This is a genomic window from Nonomuraea rosea (assembly GCF_039539705.1).
GTDB classification, from domain to species: Bacteria; Actinomycetota; Actinomycetes; order Streptosporangiales; family Streptosporangiaceae; genus Nonomuraea; species Nonomuraea rosea.
On the sequence record NZ_BAABDQ010000042.1, the window covers coordinates 25,081 to 43,575 of the forward strand.

11 protein-coding genes are annotated in these 18,495 nt (G+C 70.8%); 1 reads left to right on the forward strand and 10 read right to left on the reverse strand.

Features of this window, described 5'->3' with window-relative positions:
* Positions 1-17: 17 nt before the first annotated feature.
* The 6 genes from ABEA43_RS54050 to gltB form a co-directional block, all read right to left on the reverse strand.
* A complete protein-coding gene (locus ABEA43_RS54050; protein WP_345574706.1) occupies positions 18-368 on the reverse strand; it encodes a DUF2784 domain-containing protein in 351 nt (116 codons plus the stop codon).
* Positions 365-2,098: a S8 family peptidase gene (locus ABEA43_RS54055; protein WP_345574708.1), complete on the reverse strand. Its 1,734-nt coding sequence runs from the start codon at positions 2,096-2,098 to the stop codon at positions 365-367. Before ABEA43_RS54055 ends, ABEA43_RS54050 begins: the two co-directional genes overlap by 4 nt.
* A 146-nt stretch (positions 2,099-2,244) precedes the next feature.
* The gene (locus ABEA43_RS54060) at positions 2,245-3,708 is read right to left on the reverse strand and encodes an MDR family MFS transporter (RefSeq protein WP_345574710.1); all 1,464 of its coding nucleotides are present in this window, start codon (positions 3,706-3,708) and stop codon (positions 2,245-2,247) included.
* Positions 3,709-3,798: 90 nt separating this feature from the next.
* A complete protein-coding gene (locus ABEA43_RS54065) occupies positions 3,799-4,380 on the reverse strand; it encodes a TetR/AcrR family transcriptional regulator (RefSeq protein ID WP_345574712.1) in 582 nt (193 codons plus the stop codon).
* A 130-nt stretch (positions 4,381-4,510) separates the two neighbouring features.
* Complete coding sequence (locus ABEA43_RS54070) at positions 4,511-5,989, reverse strand: glutamate synthase subunit beta (protein ID WP_345574714.1); 1,479 nt, start codon at positions 5,987-5,989, stop codon at positions 4,511-4,513.
* 13 nt (positions 5,990-6,002) lie between these two features.
* Positions 6,003-10,508 (reverse strand): glutamate synthase large subunit, encoded by a 4,506-nt coding sequence (gene gltB / locus ABEA43_RS54075; protein WP_345574716.1) that lies wholly within the window; start codon positions 10,506-10,508, stop codon positions 6,003-6,005.
* Positions 10,509-11,046: 538 nt separating this feature from the next.
* Between gltB and ABEA43_RS54080 the strand changes: the two genes are divergently transcribed.
* Positions 11,047-12,723, forward strand: a complete 1,677-nt coding sequence (locus ABEA43_RS54080) for a bis-aminopropyl spermidine synthase family protein (protein ID WP_345574718.1) — start codon at positions 11,047-11,049, stop codon at positions 12,721-12,723.
* 398 nt (positions 12,724-13,121) lie between these two features.
* Here ABEA43_RS54080 and ABEA43_RS54085 read toward each other — a convergent pair whose 3' ends face one another.
* The 4 genes from ABEA43_RS54085 to lgt all read right to left on the reverse strand — a co-directional run bounded on the left by ABEA43_RS54085 (position 13,122) and on the right by lgt (position 18,482).
* Entirely contained in the window at positions 13,122-13,709 is a 588-nt protein-coding gene (locus ABEA43_RS54085; protein WP_345574720.1) for a hypothetical protein, read from the reverse strand.
* 296 nt (positions 13,710-14,005) lie between these two features.
* Positions 14,006-14,935, reverse strand: coding sequence for a hypothetical protein (locus ABEA43_RS54090; RefSeq protein WP_345574722.1), 930 nt, complete (start codon positions 14,933-14,935; stop codon positions 14,006-14,008).
* Between the two features lie 1,421 nt (positions 14,936-16,356).
* Entirely contained in the window at positions 16,357-17,061 is a 705-nt protein-coding gene (locus tag ABEA43_RS54095; RefSeq protein WP_345574724.1) for a VIT1/CCC1 transporter family protein, read from the reverse strand.
* Entirely contained in the window at positions 17,058-18,482 is a 1,425-nt protein-coding gene (gene lgt, locus ABEA43_RS54100; protein ID WP_345574726.1) for a prolipoprotein diacylglyceryl transferase, read from the reverse strand. Before lgt ends, ABEA43_RS54095 begins: the two co-directional genes overlap by 4 nt.
* Between the last annotated feature and the right edge of the window lie 13 nt (positions 18,483-18,495).

Below are 18,495 nucleotides of genomic sequence, written 5' to 3' on the forward strand. Positions count from 1 at the left end.
TACAGACCACTTGGCAGTCAATGACGACGGAGAACGTACCCGGCGTAGGAGAACAGAACGAGAACGGCGACCCCCAGACGCGCCAAGTTCGTGTACTCCTCCGGGTAGATCACGCCCTCGATGTAGTGGTCGATGAATCCGCTGGCAGGGAGCCCTGCCAGCCCGGCGTTTCGGCGTCCCCAGTCTTCTGCGAGGGTCAACGGGCACTCGACGCCGGTGACGATCGAGATCACCCCCCAGACTACGACGGCGAGGTGCGCCCAGATCGTACGCCGCCACCGCCACGCCGCGAATCCGCCGACGGCCATGTAGCCGAGAAAGACGAAATGCACCACCATCGCGGCATCCGCGACCAGGCGATACATCATGGTTCGAAGGTAGCCGCCTTCCAGGCGTCCACGATGCCGCGACCGTAGAAACCGTTACGCGATTGCGCACCTTCGCACTGGTGCGTCTCCTTCTCACCATACGCGTTGTAGACGTATGCACGCGGCGACGGGCAGGTCCGCCGCGTCGCCGTCTCGAACAGCATCTTCTCCACGGTGGCGGGGTCGAGCACCAGCCCGCCGGGGCCCGGCTTGCCGAAGCGGCTGATGAGGATGGCGGCGACGCCGGTGGCGTGCGGCGCGGCCATGGACGTGCCGTCCAGGTACTGGTACCAGGAGCAGGCGCCGGCCTTGCAGTCCTTGACGACGTCCACGCCCTTGGGGTTGCCCTTGGCGTCGATCCGCCCCGCGGCGCGCAGCACGTGCTCGGGCGCGGCGGCCAGGATCGACCTGGTGGCCTTGGCGCCCTTACCGTCCAGCACGTCGCCGCCGGGGGCCGACAGGTCGGTCTGCTCGACGCCGTAGTCGCTGTAGATCGCCTTGCGGCCGGAGGGGCCGACGGCAGCGACGGAGATGACGCCGCCGGACTCCGCGGGCACGTTGATGCACGAGTTGTCGACCTGGCGCTCCTTCTGGTCGCCCTGCGGGTAGCCGGGGCTCTGCTTGTCGAGCGTGGGGTGGCCGAGGTCGCTGGAGCCGTTCCCGAGGGCGGTGATGAGCGTGACGCCCTTCTTGCGGGCGTAGTCGAGGGCGCGCTGCATGCCGGTGATGATGGCGCGCTGTTCGAGCTGTTGCTTCTTGGTGTCGGACTTGTTGGCGGCGCAGTTGAACAGCCACGGGTCGACGAAGTAGCTCATGTTCACGACGTCCACGCCGATGTCGCCGGCGTAGGCGAGGGCGTCGAGGCTGGGCTTGAGGAAGAAGAAGCCGGAGTCCTGCCCTGCCCGGATGTTCACGATCTGGACGCCGGGGGCGACGCCCGCGATGCCGATGCCGTTGATCGGGGAGGCGATCGTGCTGGCCACGTGGGTCCCGTGGCCGTCGTCGTCCACGTCCACGGGGTCCTTGCAGCCGCTGGTCTCGCAGGTGCCGTCGAGCTTCTCGCCGTACTCGTCCTTGGGCTTGTCGGTGACGAAGTTGCGGCTGAGCTCGCGGTTGAAGTTGGGGGCGATGTCGGGGTGCTTGCCGTCCACGCCGGTGTCGATGATGCCGACCAGCACCTGCTTGGTGCCGGGGGCCTTGGCGTGGGCCCGGTCCGCGCCGATCATCCGCATGTCCCACTGCCGGCCTGCGAGCGGGTCTCCCGCGCGGGCCTTGGTGAACGCCGACGCGTCGGGGAAGGCCCCCGACGCGCTGCGGGCGTCCTGCGACTCGGCGCGGGCGTCCTGGGATCCCGTACGGCTTGCGTCCTGGGACCCGGTACGGCCGGCGCCGGCGGCCTGGGGGCCGGCCGTGTGGGCCGTGGCGAAGCCGATGGACCGGTCGGGGGAAACGCCCACGATGGCCTGGTCCGCCCCCACTCCCTCCACGAACGCGTCGCCGCGCCCCGTGGCCAGCAGGTAGCCGAGCCGGGCGTCCTCCCCCACCGTGGTCCCGCCGGCCCGCTTGACCGCGTCCTGGGCCTCGTGCTGGCGGCCCGGGGCGTAGAAGACGAGGTATTCGGGCTGGCCGGGGGACCGCGTGGCGGTCTGCTGCCGCGAGGTGGCCGGCGAGCAGGCGGCGATCGCGGCCACGACGGCGACCGCCATCAATCCAGAGGCGACCCGCCGCATGCTTCCCCCATCCACCGACTGCCGCAGAACCTGCATCTTCCCGACACAGGACGAGTGATGCAACTTAGTGGTGAAATTTCGGTCAATGGATGGCCGAAGCGGACCGCAACGCGCCGACCGGGATCAGTTCCGGGCGACGGCCGGGATCAGCTCTGGTGCGTCAGCCGTACATCCTTCAGGCAGCACAGCAGCGCGGCCCCGACGAGCAGGATCGGCCCCACCCACGCGAACACCCCCGTGATCGCCCCCGAGAAGGCGAGCTGCGTGGCGTGCCGCGCCGCCTCCGGCAGCGCCTGGATCGCCTCGGGTGTGAGCGCCGCCTGCCCCAGCGCGAGCCGGCCGCTGAAGACCCCGCCCAGCACGGCCACGCCCACCGCGCCGCCGACGCCCCTGGCGAACGTGACGGCCGAGGTCGCCGCCCCCCTGTCCCCCTCGGGCGTGGTGGTCTGCACAGCGAGCAGCAGGTTCTGCATCACCATGCCCAGCCCGAGCCCGAACAGCACCATGTACGAGCCCGACACGAACGCGCTCGTCCCCAGATCCATCGTCGACAGCAGCAGCCCGGCCACCCCGGCCGTCGCGCTGCCCGCCACCAGGAACCACTTGAACCGGCCGAACCGGTGCACGAGCTGCCCCACCAGCGCCGACGACACGATCATGCCGCCCATCAGCGGAAGCAGCAGCAGCCCCGAGTCCGCCGCCCCCGCCCCCGTGGCGAGCTGCAGGAACATCGGCAGGAACGTGGCCGCCCCCAGCATCGCGGTGGCCAGCAGCACCATGGTGGCCACCGGGATCGCGAACGTGCTGTCGCGGAAGAGGCGCAGCGGCAGCACCGGCTCGGCCGCCGCCCGCTCCACCAGCACGAACAGCACGGTCAGCACGACCGCGCCCGCCCCGAGCCCGACGATGACCGGCGAGGACCAGGCGTGGACGGTGCCGCCCCAGGAGGCCAGCAGCGTCAGGCACGTCAGCAGCCCGGAGATCAGCACGGCGCCGAGCCAGTCGATCCGGTGCGGCGAGTTGCGCCGGGGCAGCTTCAGCACGGCGAACGCCACGGCCAGCGCGATCGTACCGAGCGGCAGGTTGATGTAGAAGATCCAGCGCCAGGAGACGTGCTCGGTCAGGTAGCCGCCGATGATCGGCCCGGCGATCGAGGCCAGCCCGAAGACCGCGCCGAAGATGCCCTGGAGCTTGGCCCGTTCGCGGGGGGTCGCCAGGTCGGCGACGATGGTCATGGTCAGCACCATGAGGCCGCCCGCGCCGATGCCCTGGAAGGCGCGGAAGGCGATGAGCTGGGCCATCGACTGGGCGAGCCCGCACAGGGCCGAGCCGATGACGAACAGCACGATGGCCGACAGATAGAGGTTCTTGCGGCCGTACATGTCGCTGAGCTTGCCGTAGAGGGGCGTGGCGATGCCGGAGGTCAGGGCGAACGCCGTGACCAGCCACGACAGGCTCTCCAGGCCGTGCAGCTCGCCCACGATGGTCGGCATGGCGGTCGCCACGACCGTCTGGTCGATGGCGGCCAGGAACATGGTGAGCATGAGCGAGCCCAGGCTCACCCAGAGCCCGCGCCGAGTTGGGGCCTCGGGGGCCATGGTGGATAGCATTGAGTTGTCTCCTTGCTTCTTTCGCGAGGGCAGGAAGATTCCGCGGCGATCGGGGGTGCCACCCCGGTCGCCGCTTTCTCCTTGAATGAGTCAGAGCCCGTTTTCGAGCAGCGTGAACGCCTCGTCGAGCAGGTCCTGCACCGAGCCGCCCCCTTCCAGCGACTCGTGGATGGCCGACATGGCCGCGCCGAACGACGCGATGACGAGCATCCGCGCGTGCATCCCGCTGACGACGCCGGGACGGCTGCCGACGGCGCCGATGATCGTTTCCATGATCTTCGACTCGTCCGCCGCCCTGGCCCTGGCCGCGAGCTCGGGATGACGGGCGCGCAGCTCCATGAACGGCTGCATGTCCGCGAACACGGGCCGCATCCGTTCGGCGAGCTCGCGCATCACCTGTTGCATCGACAGGAAGACCGGCTCGTCGGCCGGCCGGCTCGCCAGCAGGTCGACGAGCTCCTCCGGCTGCCAGATCGGTCCCAGGACGAGCGCCTCCTCCTTGGTGGCGAAGTAGTTGAAGAACGTGCGCGGCGAGATGTCGGCCGCCGCGCTGATCGCCTCCACGGTCGCGGCCTCGAGCCCTTCGTCGAGTGCGAGCCGCACGGCGGCCTTCCTGATGGCCTGCCGCCGCTCTGCTCGGCGCCGGTCCCGACGCTGCTGCGGGCTCTCCATACATTGCACTCTACGCATATAGTGCACTCTCTGCAAGTCTTGCAGAGAGTGCAAAAAGCAAAATAGCGCCCGCCATGATGGCGGGCGCTTTTCGCGTGACCGTCCGGCCGGGCCGGACGGTCACACCACGTCAGACCAGGGGCCGCGCGGTCGGCAGGATCGGGTACGGCAGTGCCGTCTCCCCGACCAGGAACCGGTCCACGCCGGAGGCGGCGGCCCGCCCCTCGGCGATGGCCCACACGATGAGCGACTGCCCGCGGCCTATGTCGCCGGCCACGAAGACGCCGTCCACCTTGGACATGTACGTCTTGTCACGCGAGACGTTGCCCCTGGCGTCGTAGAAGCCGTCTCCGGCGACCTCGGCCAGGTCCTGCAGCAGCGCGCCCTTCTCCGGGCCCAGGAAGCCCATGGACAGCGTGACCAGCTCGGCCGGGATCTCCCGCTCGGTGCCGGGGATCGGCTTGAAGCCGTTCTGCGGCCCTTCGACCTCGACCAGCCGCAGCGCTCGCACGTTGCCGTCGGCGTCGCCGACGAACTCGGTGGTGGAGACCGCGTAGACGCGCTCCCCGCCGCCGTCCGCCAGCTCCTCGTGCGCGCTCTCCATCTTGAACAGGATGGGGAACGTCGGCCACGGCTGGCTGCCGGGCCTGGACCCGGGCGGCTGCGGCATGATCTCGAGCTGGGTGACGGACGCGGCGCCCTGCCTGATCGCGGTGCCGATGCAGTCGGCGCCGGTGTCGCCGCCGCCGATCACCACCACGTGCTTGCCCTCGGCCGAGATGGGCGCGGTGTCGTAGTCGCCCTCCTGGACCTTGTTGGACAGCGGCAGGTATTCCATCGCCTGGTAGACGCCCTTGAGCTCGCGCCCGGTCGCCGGCAGGTCGCGCCACTGGGTGGCGCCGCCCGACAGCACCACGGCGTCGAACTGCTCGCGCAGCTCGGCGGCGGTGACGTCGACGCCGACGTTGACGCTGGTGCGAAACTCGGTGCCCTCGGCCCGCATCTGCTCCAGGCGCCGCTCGATGTGGCGCTTCTCCATCTTGAACTCGGGGATGCCGTAACGCAGCAGACCACCGATGCGGTCGGCCCGTTCGAACACCACCACGTCGTGCCCGGCCCTGGTGAGCTGCTGGGCGGCGGCCAGGCCCGCGGGGCCCGAGCCGACGACCGCGACCCGCTTGCCGGTCTTGGTCGCCGGGGGCTGCGGGGTGACCCAGCCCTCGGCGAACGCGCGGTCGATGATCTCGACCTCGACCCGCTTGATCGCCACGGGGTCGGAGTTGATGCCGAGCACGCACGCCGCCTCACACGGAGCCGGGCAGAGCCTGCCGGTGAACTCCGGGAAGTTGTTCGTGGCGTGCAGCCGCTCGATCGCCTCGCGCCAGTCGGTGCGGTAGACCAGGTCGTTCCACTCGGGGATGAGGTTCCCGAGCGGGCAGCCGTTGTGGCAGAAGGGGATGCCGCAGTCCATGCACCGGGCCGCCTGCTTGGTCAGCTTCTCCTGCGAGAAGTCCTGGTAGACCTCGCGCCAGTCACTGATGCGGACGTCCACGGGGCGGCGCGCGGGCAGCTCCCGGTCGTGCGTGAGAAAACCCTTGGGGTCAGCCATCGGTACGCCTCCCTTAGCCCTGAACCGCGGCGGCCATGACCGCCTCGTCGATGTCCCTGCCTTCGATGCGGGCGGCCTCGACGGCCGCCAGCACCCTCTTGTAGTCGGTCGGCATGATCTTGCCGAACCGGCCGAGCGCCGCGTCCCAGTCGGCGAGCAGCTGCTTGGCGACCGGCGAGCCGGTCTCCGCGAAGTGCTTCTCGACCGTCTCCTTGAGGAACTCGGCGTCCTGCTCGCTCAGCGCCTCGATGGCCACCATGTCGCGGTTGACCCGCTCGGGCTTGAGATCCAGCAGGTACGCCACGCCGCCCGACATGCCGGCCGCGAAGTTGCGCCCGGTCTGGCCGAGCACGACGACCCTGCCGCCGGTCATGTACTCGCAGCCGTGGTCGCCCACGCCTTCGACGACCGCGGTGGCGCCGGAGTTGCGCACGCAGAACCGCTCGCCGACGACGCCGCGGACGAACACCTCGCCGGACGTGGCGCCGTAGAGGGCGACGTTCCCGGCGATGATGTGGCCGTCGAGCGGCGCCTCCTCGTGCGGCCTGACGGTGATCCGCCCGCCGGACAGGCCCTTGCCGAGGTAGTCGTTCGCGTCGCCGGTCAGCCTCAGCGTGATCCCGCGCGGCACGAACGCGCCGAGCGAGTTGCCCGCCGAGCCGGTGAGGCCGATGTCGATGGTGTTCTCGGGCAGGCCCTGGCCGCCGTACCGCTTGGTGACCTGGTAGCCGAGCATGGTGCCGACCGTGCGGTTCACGTTGCGGATGGGCAGCTCCAGCGTGACCGGGGTGCCCTCGTGGAGAGCGCCCTCGGCGAGCTGGATCAGCGTGTTGTCCAGTGCGTGCTGCAGGCCGTGGTCCTGCTCGACGACGCGGCGCTTGGCCGTGCCCGCGGGCAGGTCCGGCTGGTGCAGGATCGGCGACAGGTCGAGGCCGCTGGCCTTCCAGTGGTTCTCGGCCGCGGTCATGTCGAGCATCTCGACATGACCGATCGCCTCGTCGAGCGTACGGAAGCCCAGCTCGGCCAGGTATTCGCGGATCTCCTCGGCGATGAACTCGAAGAAGTTCACCACGAACTCGGGCTTGCCGGTGAAGCGCTTGCGCAGCTCGGGGTTCTGCGTGGCGACGCCCACCGGGCAGGTGTCCAGGTGGCAGACCCGCATCATCACGCAGCCGCTGACAACCAGCGGAGCGGTGGCGAAGCCGTACTCCTCGGCGCCGAGCAGCGCGGCGATGACCACGTCACGACCGGTCTTGAGCTGGCCGTCGACCTGGACGACGATGCGGTCGCGCAGGTCGTTCAGCAGGAGGGTCTGCTGGGTCTCGGCCAGGCCGAGCTCCCACGGCGCGCCCGCGTGCTTGAGCGACGTCAGCGGCGAGGCGCCGGTGCCGCCGTCGTGCCCGGAGATGAGCACCACGTCGGCGTGCGCCTTGGACACGCCGGCCGCGACCGTCCCGACGCCGACCTCGGCGACCAGCTTCACGTGGACCCTGGCCTCCGGGTTGGAGTTCTTCAGGTCGTGGATGAGCTGGGCCAGGTCCTCGATCGAGTAGATGTCGTGGTGCGGCGGCGGCGAGATGAGGCCGACGCCGGGCGTGGAGTGCCTGGTCTTGGCGATCCACGGGTAGACCTTGTGGCCGGGGAGCTGGCCTCCCTCGCCGGGCTTGGCGCCCTGGGCCATCTTGATCTGCAGGTCGGCCGCGTTCACCAGGTATTCGGAGGTGACCCCGAACCGGCCGCTGGCGACCTGCTTGATGGCGCTGCGGCGGCTGGCGTCGTAGAGCCGCTCGGGGTCCTCGCCGCCCTCGCCGGTGTTGGACTTGCCGCCGAGCCGGTTCATCGCGATGGCGAGCGTCTCGTGCGCCTCCATCGAGATCGAGCCGTACGACATCGCGCCCGTGGAGAACCGCTTGACGATGCTCTCGACCGGCTCGACCTCCTCGATGGGGATCGAGGCGCCCTTGCGCAGCCTGAACAGGCCGCGCAGGGTCATCAGCCGCTCCGCCTGGGAGTCCACGAGATTCGTGTACTCCTTGAAGATCTCGTAGCGGCGGGTCCTGGTGGCGTGCTGCAGCTTGAAGACGGTGTCGGGGTTGAACAGGTGCGGCTCGCCCTCGCGCCGCCACTGGTACTCGCCACCGATCTTGAGCCCGCGATGGGCGTTCTCGGCCCGCGGGTAGGCGTGCCGGTGCCGCTGCGCGACCTCGGTCGCCAGCACGTCGAATCCGACGCCGCCGAGCCGCGAGGTGGTGCCGGCGAAGCAGGCGTCGATGACGTCCTGGCCCAGGCCGAGCGCCTCGAAGATCTGCGCGCCGGTGTAGGAGGCCACCGTGGACACGCCCATCTTGGACATGACCTTGATGACGCCCTTGCCGTACGCCTTGATCAGGTTGCGCACGGCCTTGCGCTTGTCGATCGGCAGCGCGCCGCTGTCGACCAGGTCCTCGATGGTCTCGATGGCGAGGTACGGGTTGACCGCGCCGGCACCGTAGCCGATGAGCAGCGCCATGTGGTGGCACTCACGGGCCTCGCCGGTCTCGATCACGAGGCCGATCTTGGTCCGGGTCTTCTCCTGGATCAGGTGGTGGTGCACCGCGCCGGTCAGCAGCAGGGCCGGGATCGGCGCCAGCGCGTCGGAGGAGCCGCGGTCGGACAGCACGATGATCCGCGCGCCGTTCGCGATCGCCTCGGACGCCTCGGCCCTGATCTCCTCCAGGCGCCGCAGGAGCGCGTCGCCGCCGCCGGCGACCTCGTACAGGCCGCTGATGACGTGCGGGCGGAAGCCCGGCAGGTCGTGCTCGTCGTTGATGTGAATGATCTTGGCGAGCTCGTCGTTGTCGAGCACCGGGTACGGCAGCACGAGCTGACGGCACGAGCTCGGCCCCGGGTTGAGCAGGTTGCCCTCGGGACCGATGGTGCTGGCCAGCGACGTGACCAGCTCTTCACGGATGGCGTCCAGCGGCGGGTTCGTGACCTGCGCGAACAGCTGCGTGAAGTAGTCGAACAGAAGCCGTGGCTTCTCGCTCAGCACGGCGACGGGCGTGTCGGTGCCCATGGAGCCGATCGGCTCGGCACCGGTCTTCGCCATCGGCGACAGGATGATGCGCAGCTCTTCCTCGGTGTAGCCGAAGGTCTGCTGCCGCTTGACGAGCGCCTCGTGCGTGGGGATCTCCCGCTGCCGGGCGGGCAGCTCCTCGAACCGTACGAGCCCGGCGTGCAGCCAGTCGGCGTACGGCAGTTCGGCGGCCAGCTCGGCCTTGATCTCGTCGTCCTCGATGATCTTGCCGCGGGCGGTGTCGATGAGGAACATCCGGCCCGGCTGGAGCCGGCCCTTCCGCACCACGTCCTCGGGCTTGAAGTCGAGCACGCCGGCCTCGGAGGCGAGCACGACCAGGCCGTCGGCGGTCACCCAGAAGCGGCCCGGGCGCAGGCCGTTGCGGTCGAGCACGGCGCCGGCCAGGGTGCCGTCGGTGAACGTGATGGAGGCCGGTCCGTCCCACGCCTCCATCAGCGTGGAGTGGAACTCGTAGAAGGCCCGGCGGGCCGGGTCCATCTCGGTGTGGTTCTCCCACGCCTCCGGGATCATCATCAGGACGGCGTGCGGCAGGCTCCGGCCGCCGATGTGCAGCAGTTCCAGGGCCTCGTCGAAGCTGGCGGTGTCGCTGCCATCCGGGTCACAGATGGGGAAAAGTCGCGAAATATCGCCCGGGATCTCCGCGGACGCCAGCATCGCCTCGCGGGCGCGCATCCAGTTGCGGTTGCCCTTGACCGTGTTGATCTCGCCGTTGTGCGCGACGTAACGGTAGGGGTGGGCCAGCGGCCAGCTCGGGAACGTGTTGGTGGAGAACCGCGAGTGCACCAGCGCGATCGCGGTCTCGTAACGCTCGTCGCTCAGGTCGGGGAAGAACGGCTCGACCTGGTCGGGCGTGAGCATGCCCTTGTAGACGATCGTCCTGGCCGACAGCGAGGGGAAGTACACGTCCGCCTCGTGCTCGGCACGCTTGCGCAGGCAGAACGCGAACCGGTCGAGCTCCAGCCCCTCCTGCCCGTCCCCGGCGGCGACGAACAGCTGCGCGAAATGCGGCATGACGGCCCTGGCGCTGGGGCCGGGCAGCTCGCGGTCGACGGGCACCTCACGCCAGCCGAGCACGGTGAGGCCTTCCTCGGCCGCGATCTCCTCGATCAGGCCGACGGCGATGCCACGAGCTTCCTCGTCGCTCGGCAGGAAGGCGATGCCGGTGGCGTAGCGGCCGCCGGCGGGCAGCGCGAAGGGCACGCTCGCGCGATAGAACCCATCAGGGATCTGCGTCAGGATCCCGGCTCCGTCGCCGGTGTCCGGCTCGCTACCCTTGGCCCCCCGATGATCGAGATTGCAGAGAGCCGTCAGCGCCTTGACCACGATCTCGTGCCCACGGCGTCCCGCGACGTCGGCGACCATGGCGACACCGCAGGCATCATGCTCGTTGGCGGGGTGGTACAGGCCCTGGGGCTCGGGGAACCCGAGGTGGGCAGCAGGCATTGAATCCCTCCCGTCGTCTTCGTCTGTCTGAACTGCGCTACAGGCGGGGACGACGTTGGCCCTGCTGCATATCGTGGGTAGAGGTTACCGCACCCTGCCGGAATGGTGCCCGCCACGTCCGCATTGCGAACATTCGACTCCGTCCAACATCCGAACTCCCTATCCCAAACCCCGGACCTGGGGTGCGAAATTCCCGATCGTGAGCTGCGATATACGGCACAGGGAGCGACTTCTCACCCACCCTTACGCCACCGCCGCAGGGGCGGAGGCTGCGCCGCCGGCACCCGCGTGCCACAAGCCGGCGCCCGCGTGCCACAAGGGAGCCGGCGGACGCGTGCCACAAGGGAGCCGGCGGACGCGTGCCACAAGGGAGCCGGCGGACGCGCCCACCACGGAACCGGCCCGGGCTCGCCGCCATAGGGACCGGCGGACGCGGCGGCCACGGAACCGGCCCGGACACTCACCGTCATTCGGCGCCGGGGACCGGCGGCCCCGGCAGCCGACCGGAGGCGTCCCAGGTGCTCGATAAGGTTGCCCCATGGATCGCGACGGGGTGGAGCGCCTGCTCGACGAGGCCGGGGCCGGCAGCAGGCGGTTGCGGCACGCCCTGATGCTCCTGTGCGACGGCCAATGGTGGACGCTGGCGGACCTGGTCAGGGAGACGGCCACCGCCCGCCGCACCATCGAGGCCCTGCTGCGGGAGCTCCCCCTTGAGCACAAGGACGGCACCTTCCGCGTCCCGCTCACCGACACCCCCGCCTACCAGGACCTCCTCGCGCTGGCACCGCCGCCGGAGGATCCGGTGGGCCACCTGATCCCCCACTACTCCCACGCGCTCGAACGCCTCACCACCCTCATCGCCGGGGGGCCACGCGCCCGCCACGTGCTCGACCACGTCTCGGCCACGCCGGAGACGGTCCTGCGGCGGGCGCTGCTGCTCGGCGCCCGGTACTGGCTCGGCGGCGCGCGCCTGCTGTGCGTCGGCGACCACGACCTGACCTCGCTGGCCGTCAAACTGGTCCACCCCGAGGCCGACGTCACCGTGGTCGACATCGACGAGCGCATCCTGGCCTACATCGACGAGCAGCAGCTCGGCATCCGCACCCGCTGGGCCGACCTGCGGCTGGGCCTGCCGGCCTCGGCCAGGGACCACGACCTGGCGCTCACCGACCCGCCGTACACGCCGGAGGGCACGGCCCTGTTCGTGGCGCGCGCCCTGGAAGGGCTGAAGGACGACGGGCGGGTACTGCTGGCGTACGGGGCGAGCGAGCGCACACCGATGCTGGCCTTCAAAGTCCAGCAGGCCCTGTCGGACCTGAACCTCGTCCACGAGGCCATATACCCCGACTTCAACCGCTATTTCGGGGCGGAGGCCATCGGTTCCGCCGCGGACCTGTACATCCTGCGCCCCACCACCAAAACCCGCCCTGCCGTGAACGCCCTCTTCAGCCGCCAGCCGGCCACCGCCATCTACACCCAGGGCCCCCAGTCCATCGAATCCACCACCGGCCCGACCCCCAAGGCCACCACCACACCCACCACGAACTCCACCACCAGACCCGCCCCTGAAACCACCACCGGATCCACCACCGGATCCACCACCAGGCCTGGTGAGGGCACCCCTTCACCTCAGGAAGGACCCGGTCTCCGCATCGGCGGGCCGGCCGCGGACTTCACCCCCGACCTCCTGGTGGGCGACTGGCCCAAGGACCTCCCCCAGCCGCGGGTCAAGCTGACGACATGGCTCGCGAAGCCCTACGCAGCCGCCGTGGACCGGGTGGCCGTCGCGCTGCCACCGGGCCTGGAAGCCACCCTCCCCCGCGTGCTGCTGGCCACCCGCGCGGCTCACGTCCGCGTGCTCGGATCCGACCTTCCCCCCGTGCCCGACGCCCTGTCCGCCGTCTACGAGCTGACCACCGCGCGCGGCACCCTGGACGCCGTACGCGTGCCGCAGCCGGACGGCGACGCGGCCACGGTGCTGCGCAAAATCCTGGACAACGGGCACGCCAAGCTGGCCAACACGTGGCGCGAGGCCCTCATCGCGCTTGCCCGCGCCCAGGGCACGAGCCTGACCAAGAACGAGGCCCGTGCACTCATCCGCGAGACGGCCCCTTGGTCGGAGGACCTGACCCCGCTGGAGGCACCCGCCCACCGCCTGTCCGGCCTCCGGGAAGCGGTCTCCACCACCGTCTCCGCCCTCACCGGCACCACCTGACCCCAGACAGTCCCCACAGGACCTCGGAGACGCCCACGTCCCACGCGACGCCGCCCCCGAGCACCTCCACCGGCTCGGCCTGACCGCCCTTGACGACTGACGTTCACGCCCACCTCAGGCCGAGATCCCAGCGCCTTGACCTGAAGCCTCAGTCTTGGGCGGAGGACCCAGCCCGACCGAAGTCCCCGCCTTGACCCGAAGTTCCCACCTTGGGCGAAGGACCCAGCTCGACCGGAAGCCCCTGCCTTGACCCCATGTCGTCAGCCTCGACCTGAAGTCGCTGCCTTGGGTGGAAGACCCGGCATCGACCCGAAGTCCCAGCCCTAGGCCGAGGTCGCCAAGGCGTCCGGCACATCCGTGACCTTCGTGACCGCGGAACTATCGGCCGATCCGGCGGTTCAGGTGGCGGCGACGATCCGATCCTGGACCACACGGCCGAGGCCATCCAGCGCGACCAGGGTGGCGACCAGGTCCTGAGCGGTGGCCTGACCACCGGCCCAGCTCACGGTCACATAGTGGCCCATCGCCCGAGCCTGGGCGCGGCTGCCGACGGCGTCGAACATGATGCCCTGCCGTACGAACCCGTCCTTGCCGAGTGCCGACACCAGCGCGTCCGCCGCCCGCCCGTCGCTCATGTTGAAGATGACGAACTGGCCCACCGTCGCGCTCCCCCGATAGGTGGCCTGGAGGGCCTGCGTGCAACCGTCGGCCGAGGCACCCCAGAGGACCTCCTCGCAGTCGGTGAACTGCTGTGTCCCGGCCAGGGTCATGGTGCCCAGAGTTCGGGTGGCCGGGGCGAAGACCTCTTGCAAAGTCAACGGGGCGGCGTCGGCCTGGCGGGTGTCGATGGCGGCGTAGAAGGCGGAGGTGGGCTCGGCGTGGAAAACGGCGGGACGGGGGTCGTCGGGACGCAACCACAGCCAGCCGACCACGGCGATGACCAGTACGTTGGCGATCACGACTGAGATGACGACCCGGCGGGACATCCACGACTCCCTTCCGCCGTCGGCACCAACCGTCCGGCCAGCGCCTCCATGCCCCGACCCGAACGCCCGCGGCACGCCTCCACGGCCGATCCCGGACACCGGGGACACGCCTCCACGGTCGGTGTCAGACGTACGCGGCACGCCTCCACGGTCAGTGCCGTACGCCGAGGACCCGCCCCCACCGTCAACCCCGGACATCGCGGACACATCTCCACGGTCGGTGCCAGGCATCGAGGACACGTCTCCATCACCGGCATCGGACGTCCAGGGACCGCTTCCGTGATCTGTGCTGGACATCAGGAGGTGGGTCCGGTGATCGAGACGACGCGGCGGTAGACGGCCTTCTCGGCCCCGCGCAGTGCCAGGGTGAGGGAGACGAAGTCGTCCTTGGGCGTGGGCTCCGTCCCGTCGGCCCTGCCGAGCCACACCAGGCCGACGTAGTGGCCGAGCGCGTAGCCGCCCGACTCGGAGTGGCCGCCCGGGGGGAAGGACGACTTGGCGGAGGTCAGCGGGCGCGCCCACCCGTCCCGGTAAAGAGTCTTCAACGACTGGACCAGGTCGGAGGCCGACTGGCCGTCCTTGAGATTGAGTAGCGTGTACTGGCCGATGTAGCGGCCGTCGGAGCTGGCGTACAGGCCACGGGCGGCCTGGGTGCATCCGGACTCCGACACCTGTTCGAGGAGGTTCTCACCCCACAGCGCCGCCGAGCAGTCGGTGTCGAGTTGCTTGGCGACGAGCTTGAGCTTGAGTTTCTTGGTGACCGGCAGCTCAGCCTGGCCGAACACCTCTTTCTCGGTCAGCGCGCGCCCGTCCTTCGCCCGGTCCGCGAGGGGCTCGAACAGCTTCGGCGAGCCCCATCCGCGGAAGACCGTCGGGAGCGTCGCGTCGGGCCCGAGCACGGCCGCGCTGGCCGGACGTTCCGATGAGTAGCTGCCGATGGAGTTCACCGCGACCACCAGGCCGATCCCGCCCGCCAGCACGCCCACGACCGTGGCGATGATGACGAACAGCCGCTGTTGCTCCGGACGGAAACCCCAGTCGGTGAGGATGGGGAACTGCCAGTCGGAGCGCGGGGTACGCCGCCGCTTACGCGACGCGAACCGCCCGCCATCGCCGTCGGCGCCACCATCCGGATCCGCCGCCGCCCGGCCACGCCCCAGGCCGTCGCCGAGGCCGAGGCTGTCGACATCGCCTTCGGGGCGACCGCCGTCATCGGCGTCACCCACCCAGTCGCCGCTGACCAGCCCGGTCGATCGGCCGCCGCCCGTGGGACCCGCCCCACGACCACGACGCCCCCCACCGGCCGCCCGGCCACCACCGCCCGCAGCCCGGCCCTGCGCTTCCGTAGCCGCAGCCCGGCCACCGTCCGCAGCCCGTCCCTGCTCCTCCGGACCCGCGGCCCGGCGGCCCACGGCCCGCCCCTGCGCCTCGCCACCCGCAGTCCGGCCCTGCGCCTCGGCTACTCGGCCGCCGTCCGCTGCCGCCCGGCCTTGCGCATCCGTGCCTGCTGCCCGGCGACCGCCGCCCGATTCCGTGGCCCAGCTACCGCCGCCCTCATCCCAGAACTCCGCGTCGCTGGCCGCCTCTGCGGAGCGGCTGTCGGCGTGGTCCGCGGACCGGCTCCGGCCGCGTGCCCGCGCCGCCGCCCGGCCGCCATGGGACTTCGAGGCGGACCGACCGCCTCCGTCGGCCGCCGACCTGCCACCGTCCTGTCCCGCTGCCTGCCCGCCGTCGTGACTCGGACCTGATACGGCCCAGCCGCCGTCATCCGTGCCCGACACCATCCGGCCACCACCATGCGCGCCGGACGCCGCCCAACCGGCACTGTCCAGCCCCGGCGCCGCCCGGCCATCGCCCCGCGCGGCCCGGCCACCACCGTGTGCGCCTGACGCCGGCCGACCACCACCATGGGAGCCGGACGCGGCCCAACCAACGCCATCTGTGCCCGACGCGGTCTGCCCGCCACCGTGCGAACCCGACACGGCCCAGCCACCGTCGTCCGTGCCGGACACCGTACGGCCACCGCCATGTGTACCTGCCGCCCTGCCATCACCATGAGCGCCAGAAGCCCAACCAGCACCATCCGTACCCGGCGCAAGCCGGCCACCACCATGCGCACCTGCAGCTCGGCCGTCGCCAAGAGGGTCAGAAGCCCAACCGGCGCCATCCGTACCCGGGCCCGGCGCAGTGCGGCCACTGCCGTGCGCACCTGTGCCCCGGCCGTCGCCGTGAGCGCCGGACGCTGTCCAACCGGCGCTGTCCGTTCCCGGGCCCGGCGCACTGCGGCCGGCGCCGTGTGTGCCTGTGAGCTGGCCGTCGCCATATGCGCCCGGTGCGGTGTGGCCGCCGCCGTGCGTGCCCGATGTCGCCCAGCCGGTGCTGTCGGTGGCGGAGGCGGACCAGCCGCCGCCGTCGGTGCCGGATGCCGTCCAACCGTCTGCTGGGGGCCGGCCGCCGCGTGGGTCGGTGCCCGAGGGGGTGTGGCGGCCCGGGACGGTGCCGTCCGGGGTCGAGGACGAGTGGCGGCCACCCGCCGGGGTCGTGCCGTCCGCACCGGGCGAGGGGCGACCGCCACCGGACGAGCCGGGAAGGCCGTCCGAGCCCGGCCTGCCGCCCTTCGAGCCTGCGGGGCCTCTTCTGCGGGCCATCACAGCCCCGCCGCCCCGATGAGGTTGCCGAGCGCGAACGTGACCGCGGCCGCCACCGCCCCGACCACGAGCTGCCTCAGCCCGGAATACCACCAGCTGCGCGCCGTGACGGCCGACACCACCGCGCCCGCCGCGAACAGCGCCACGCAGGACACCACCGCCGACACGGCCAGCCCTCCGGCCCCGAACAGGTACGGCAGGAGCGGCAGAACCGCCCCCACGCTGAACGACAGGAACGACGACACCGCGGCCACCAACGGCGACGGCAGCTCACCGGGTGCGACGCCCAGTTCGTTCTGGGCGTGGACCTCCAGCGCCTGGTCGGGGTTCTGCGAAATCTGCCTGGCCACCTCGGCGGCCAGCTCCGGCGCCACGCCCTTGTCGACGAAGGTCTGCGCGAGCTCCGCCTGCTCGTCCTCGGGATAGCGGGCCAGCTCACGCTTTTCGACGGCGATCTCGGCCTGGGCCAGCTCTCGCTGGCTGGCCACTGAGACGTATTCGCCGCCCGCCATGGACAGGGCTCCGGCGGCGAGCCCGGCGACACCGCCGAGGGCGATCACCCTCGTGTTGGCGGTGCCGCCCGCGACACCGGCGATGAGCGCGAAGTTCGACACCAGGCCGTCCATCGCGCCGAACACCGATGGCCGCAACCAGCCTCCGGTGACGTCGCGATGCTGGTGGTGGATCTCCGCGCGACCGCTCATCGCGAGTTCTTCTCCTTCTTCACGGCATCAGGATCGGGCACGTCGCCCTCCGCACGATCGGCGTCCACACGGTCGTCCTCCGCAGGGGCGCTTTCCGCAGGGTCGTCCGACGCGCGGACGTCCTCCGACGGCTGGTCGCCGGCTGCCCGGGCGCTCTCCGCCGGGGTGCCGTCGTCCTCAGCGGCAGGAGTCTCGGCGGCAGAGGTCTCCGCTGCGGATGCCTTGGCCACAGGGGCCTCAGCGACAGGGGTCTCCGCTGCGGCGGACGAGACCGCCGCAGGCTTCCCGTCGCCTGGAGCCTCGGCTTCGGCATCCTCATCGGCCGCCGCGGACGCCTCGGCGTCCGCGGCGGAGGTCTCGGCGGCAGCGGCCGACGTCTCCTTGGCCCCGTCACCGCCCTCAGAAGCCGCGTCACCGCTCTTCGAGGCCGCTTCCGCCGCTCCCGAGCCGGCTGCCGGGTCCGAGGCAGAATCCGGGTCCGATGGGTCCGATGGGGCCGAGTCGGGGTCCGAGGCTGAGGCTGAGGTGTCGCCCTCGCTCGAAGCCGTCTCGGAATCGCCGGACTCCGACGGCCCCGCGTAGGTGGCAGTCGGCGGCACCACGATCTCCACCGAGTCCTTGTTCCTGGTCACGTACAGATAGACCAGGGCGCCCAGGAAGAGCACGATCGACGTCCACTGGTTGATCCGCAGCCCGAGGAGCGTCACCGCGTGATCCACCCCGCCCACGGGGTCGATGCGCAGCCCTTCGATCCAGAAGCGGCCCAGCGTGTAGCCGGCGACGTAGAGCGCGAACAGCCGCCCGTAGTGCAGCGCGAAGCGCCGCCCCGCGAACAGGAGCACGAAGCCCAGCGCCAGGTCCCAGATCGACTCGTACAGGAAGGTCGGGTGGTAGAGGACGCCGGGCTCGCCGCCGTGGTCGACGTCGATCTCCAGGCCCCACGGCAGCGTGGTCGGCCCGCCGTAGAGCTCCTGGTTGAACCAGTTGCCCCAGCGGCCGATGGCCTGGGCGAAGGCGATGCCGGGCGCGACCGTGTCGGCGACGGCGCTCATGGAGATGCCGCGCCTGCGCACGGACCACCACACGCCGACGCCGCCGAGCGCGATCGCGCCCCAGATGCCGAGGCCGCCCTCCCAGATGAACAGCGCCTGGTAGGGCTCCTTGATCGCACGGCTGCCGAAGTAGGTCTGCCAGTCGGTGATGACGTGGTAGAGGCGGCCGCCGATCAGCCCGAAGATGACGGCGGGGACCGCGATGTCGACGATCGTCCCCGCTTCGCCACCACGAGCGCGCCAGCGCCGCTCGCTCAGCCAGACGGCGACGATGACGCCGAGCACGATGCATAGCGCATAAGCCCGGATCGGTACGAATCCGAGATACCAGACCCCTTGGGAAGGGCTGGGAATCGAGGCAAGGGGCATGTCAGGTGAGGGT

Bases quoted from the DNA above. Each gene is read 5' to 3' on its own strand.
- lgt (WP_345574726.1), bottom strand. From the start codon at position 18,482: ATGCCCCTTGCCTCGATTCCCAGCCCTTCCCAAGGGGTCTGGTATCTC.
- ABEA43_RS54060 (WP_345574710.1), bottom strand. From the start codon at position 3,708: ATGCTATCCACCATGGCCCCCGAGGCCCCAACTCGGCGCGGGCTCTGG.
- ABEA43_RS54095 (WP_345574724.1), bottom strand. From the start codon at position 17,061: ATGAGCGGTCGCGCGGAGATCCACCACCAGCATCGCGACGTCACCGGA.
- ABEA43_RS54055 (WP_345574708.1), bottom strand. From the start codon at position 2,098: ATGCGGCGGGTCGCCTCTGGATTGATGGCGGTCGCCGTCGTGGCCGCG.
- ABEA43_RS54085 (WP_345574720.1), bottom strand. From the start codon at position 13,709: ATGTCCCGCCGGGTCGTCATCTCAGTCGTGATCGCCAACGTACTGGTC.
- ABEA43_RS54065 (WP_345574712.1), bottom strand. From the start codon at position 4,380: ATGGAGAGCCCGCAGCAGCGTCGGGACCGGCGCCGAGCAGAGCGGCGG.
- ABEA43_RS54070 (WP_345574714.1), bottom strand. From the start codon at position 5,989: ATGGCTGACCCCAAGGGTTTTCTCACGCACGACCGGGAGCTGCCCGCG.
- ABEA43_RS54080 (WP_345574718.1), top strand. From the start codon at position 11,047: ATGGATCGCGACGGGGTGGAGCGCCTGCTCGACGAGGCCGGGGCCGGC.
- ABEA43_RS54050 (WP_345574706.1), bottom strand. From the start codon at position 368: ATGATGTATCGCCTGGTCGCGGATGCCGCGATGGTGGTGCATTTCGTC.
- gltB (WP_345574716.1), bottom strand. From the start codon at position 10,508: ATGCCTGCTGCCCACCTCGGGTTCCCCGAGCCCCAGGGCCTGTACCAC.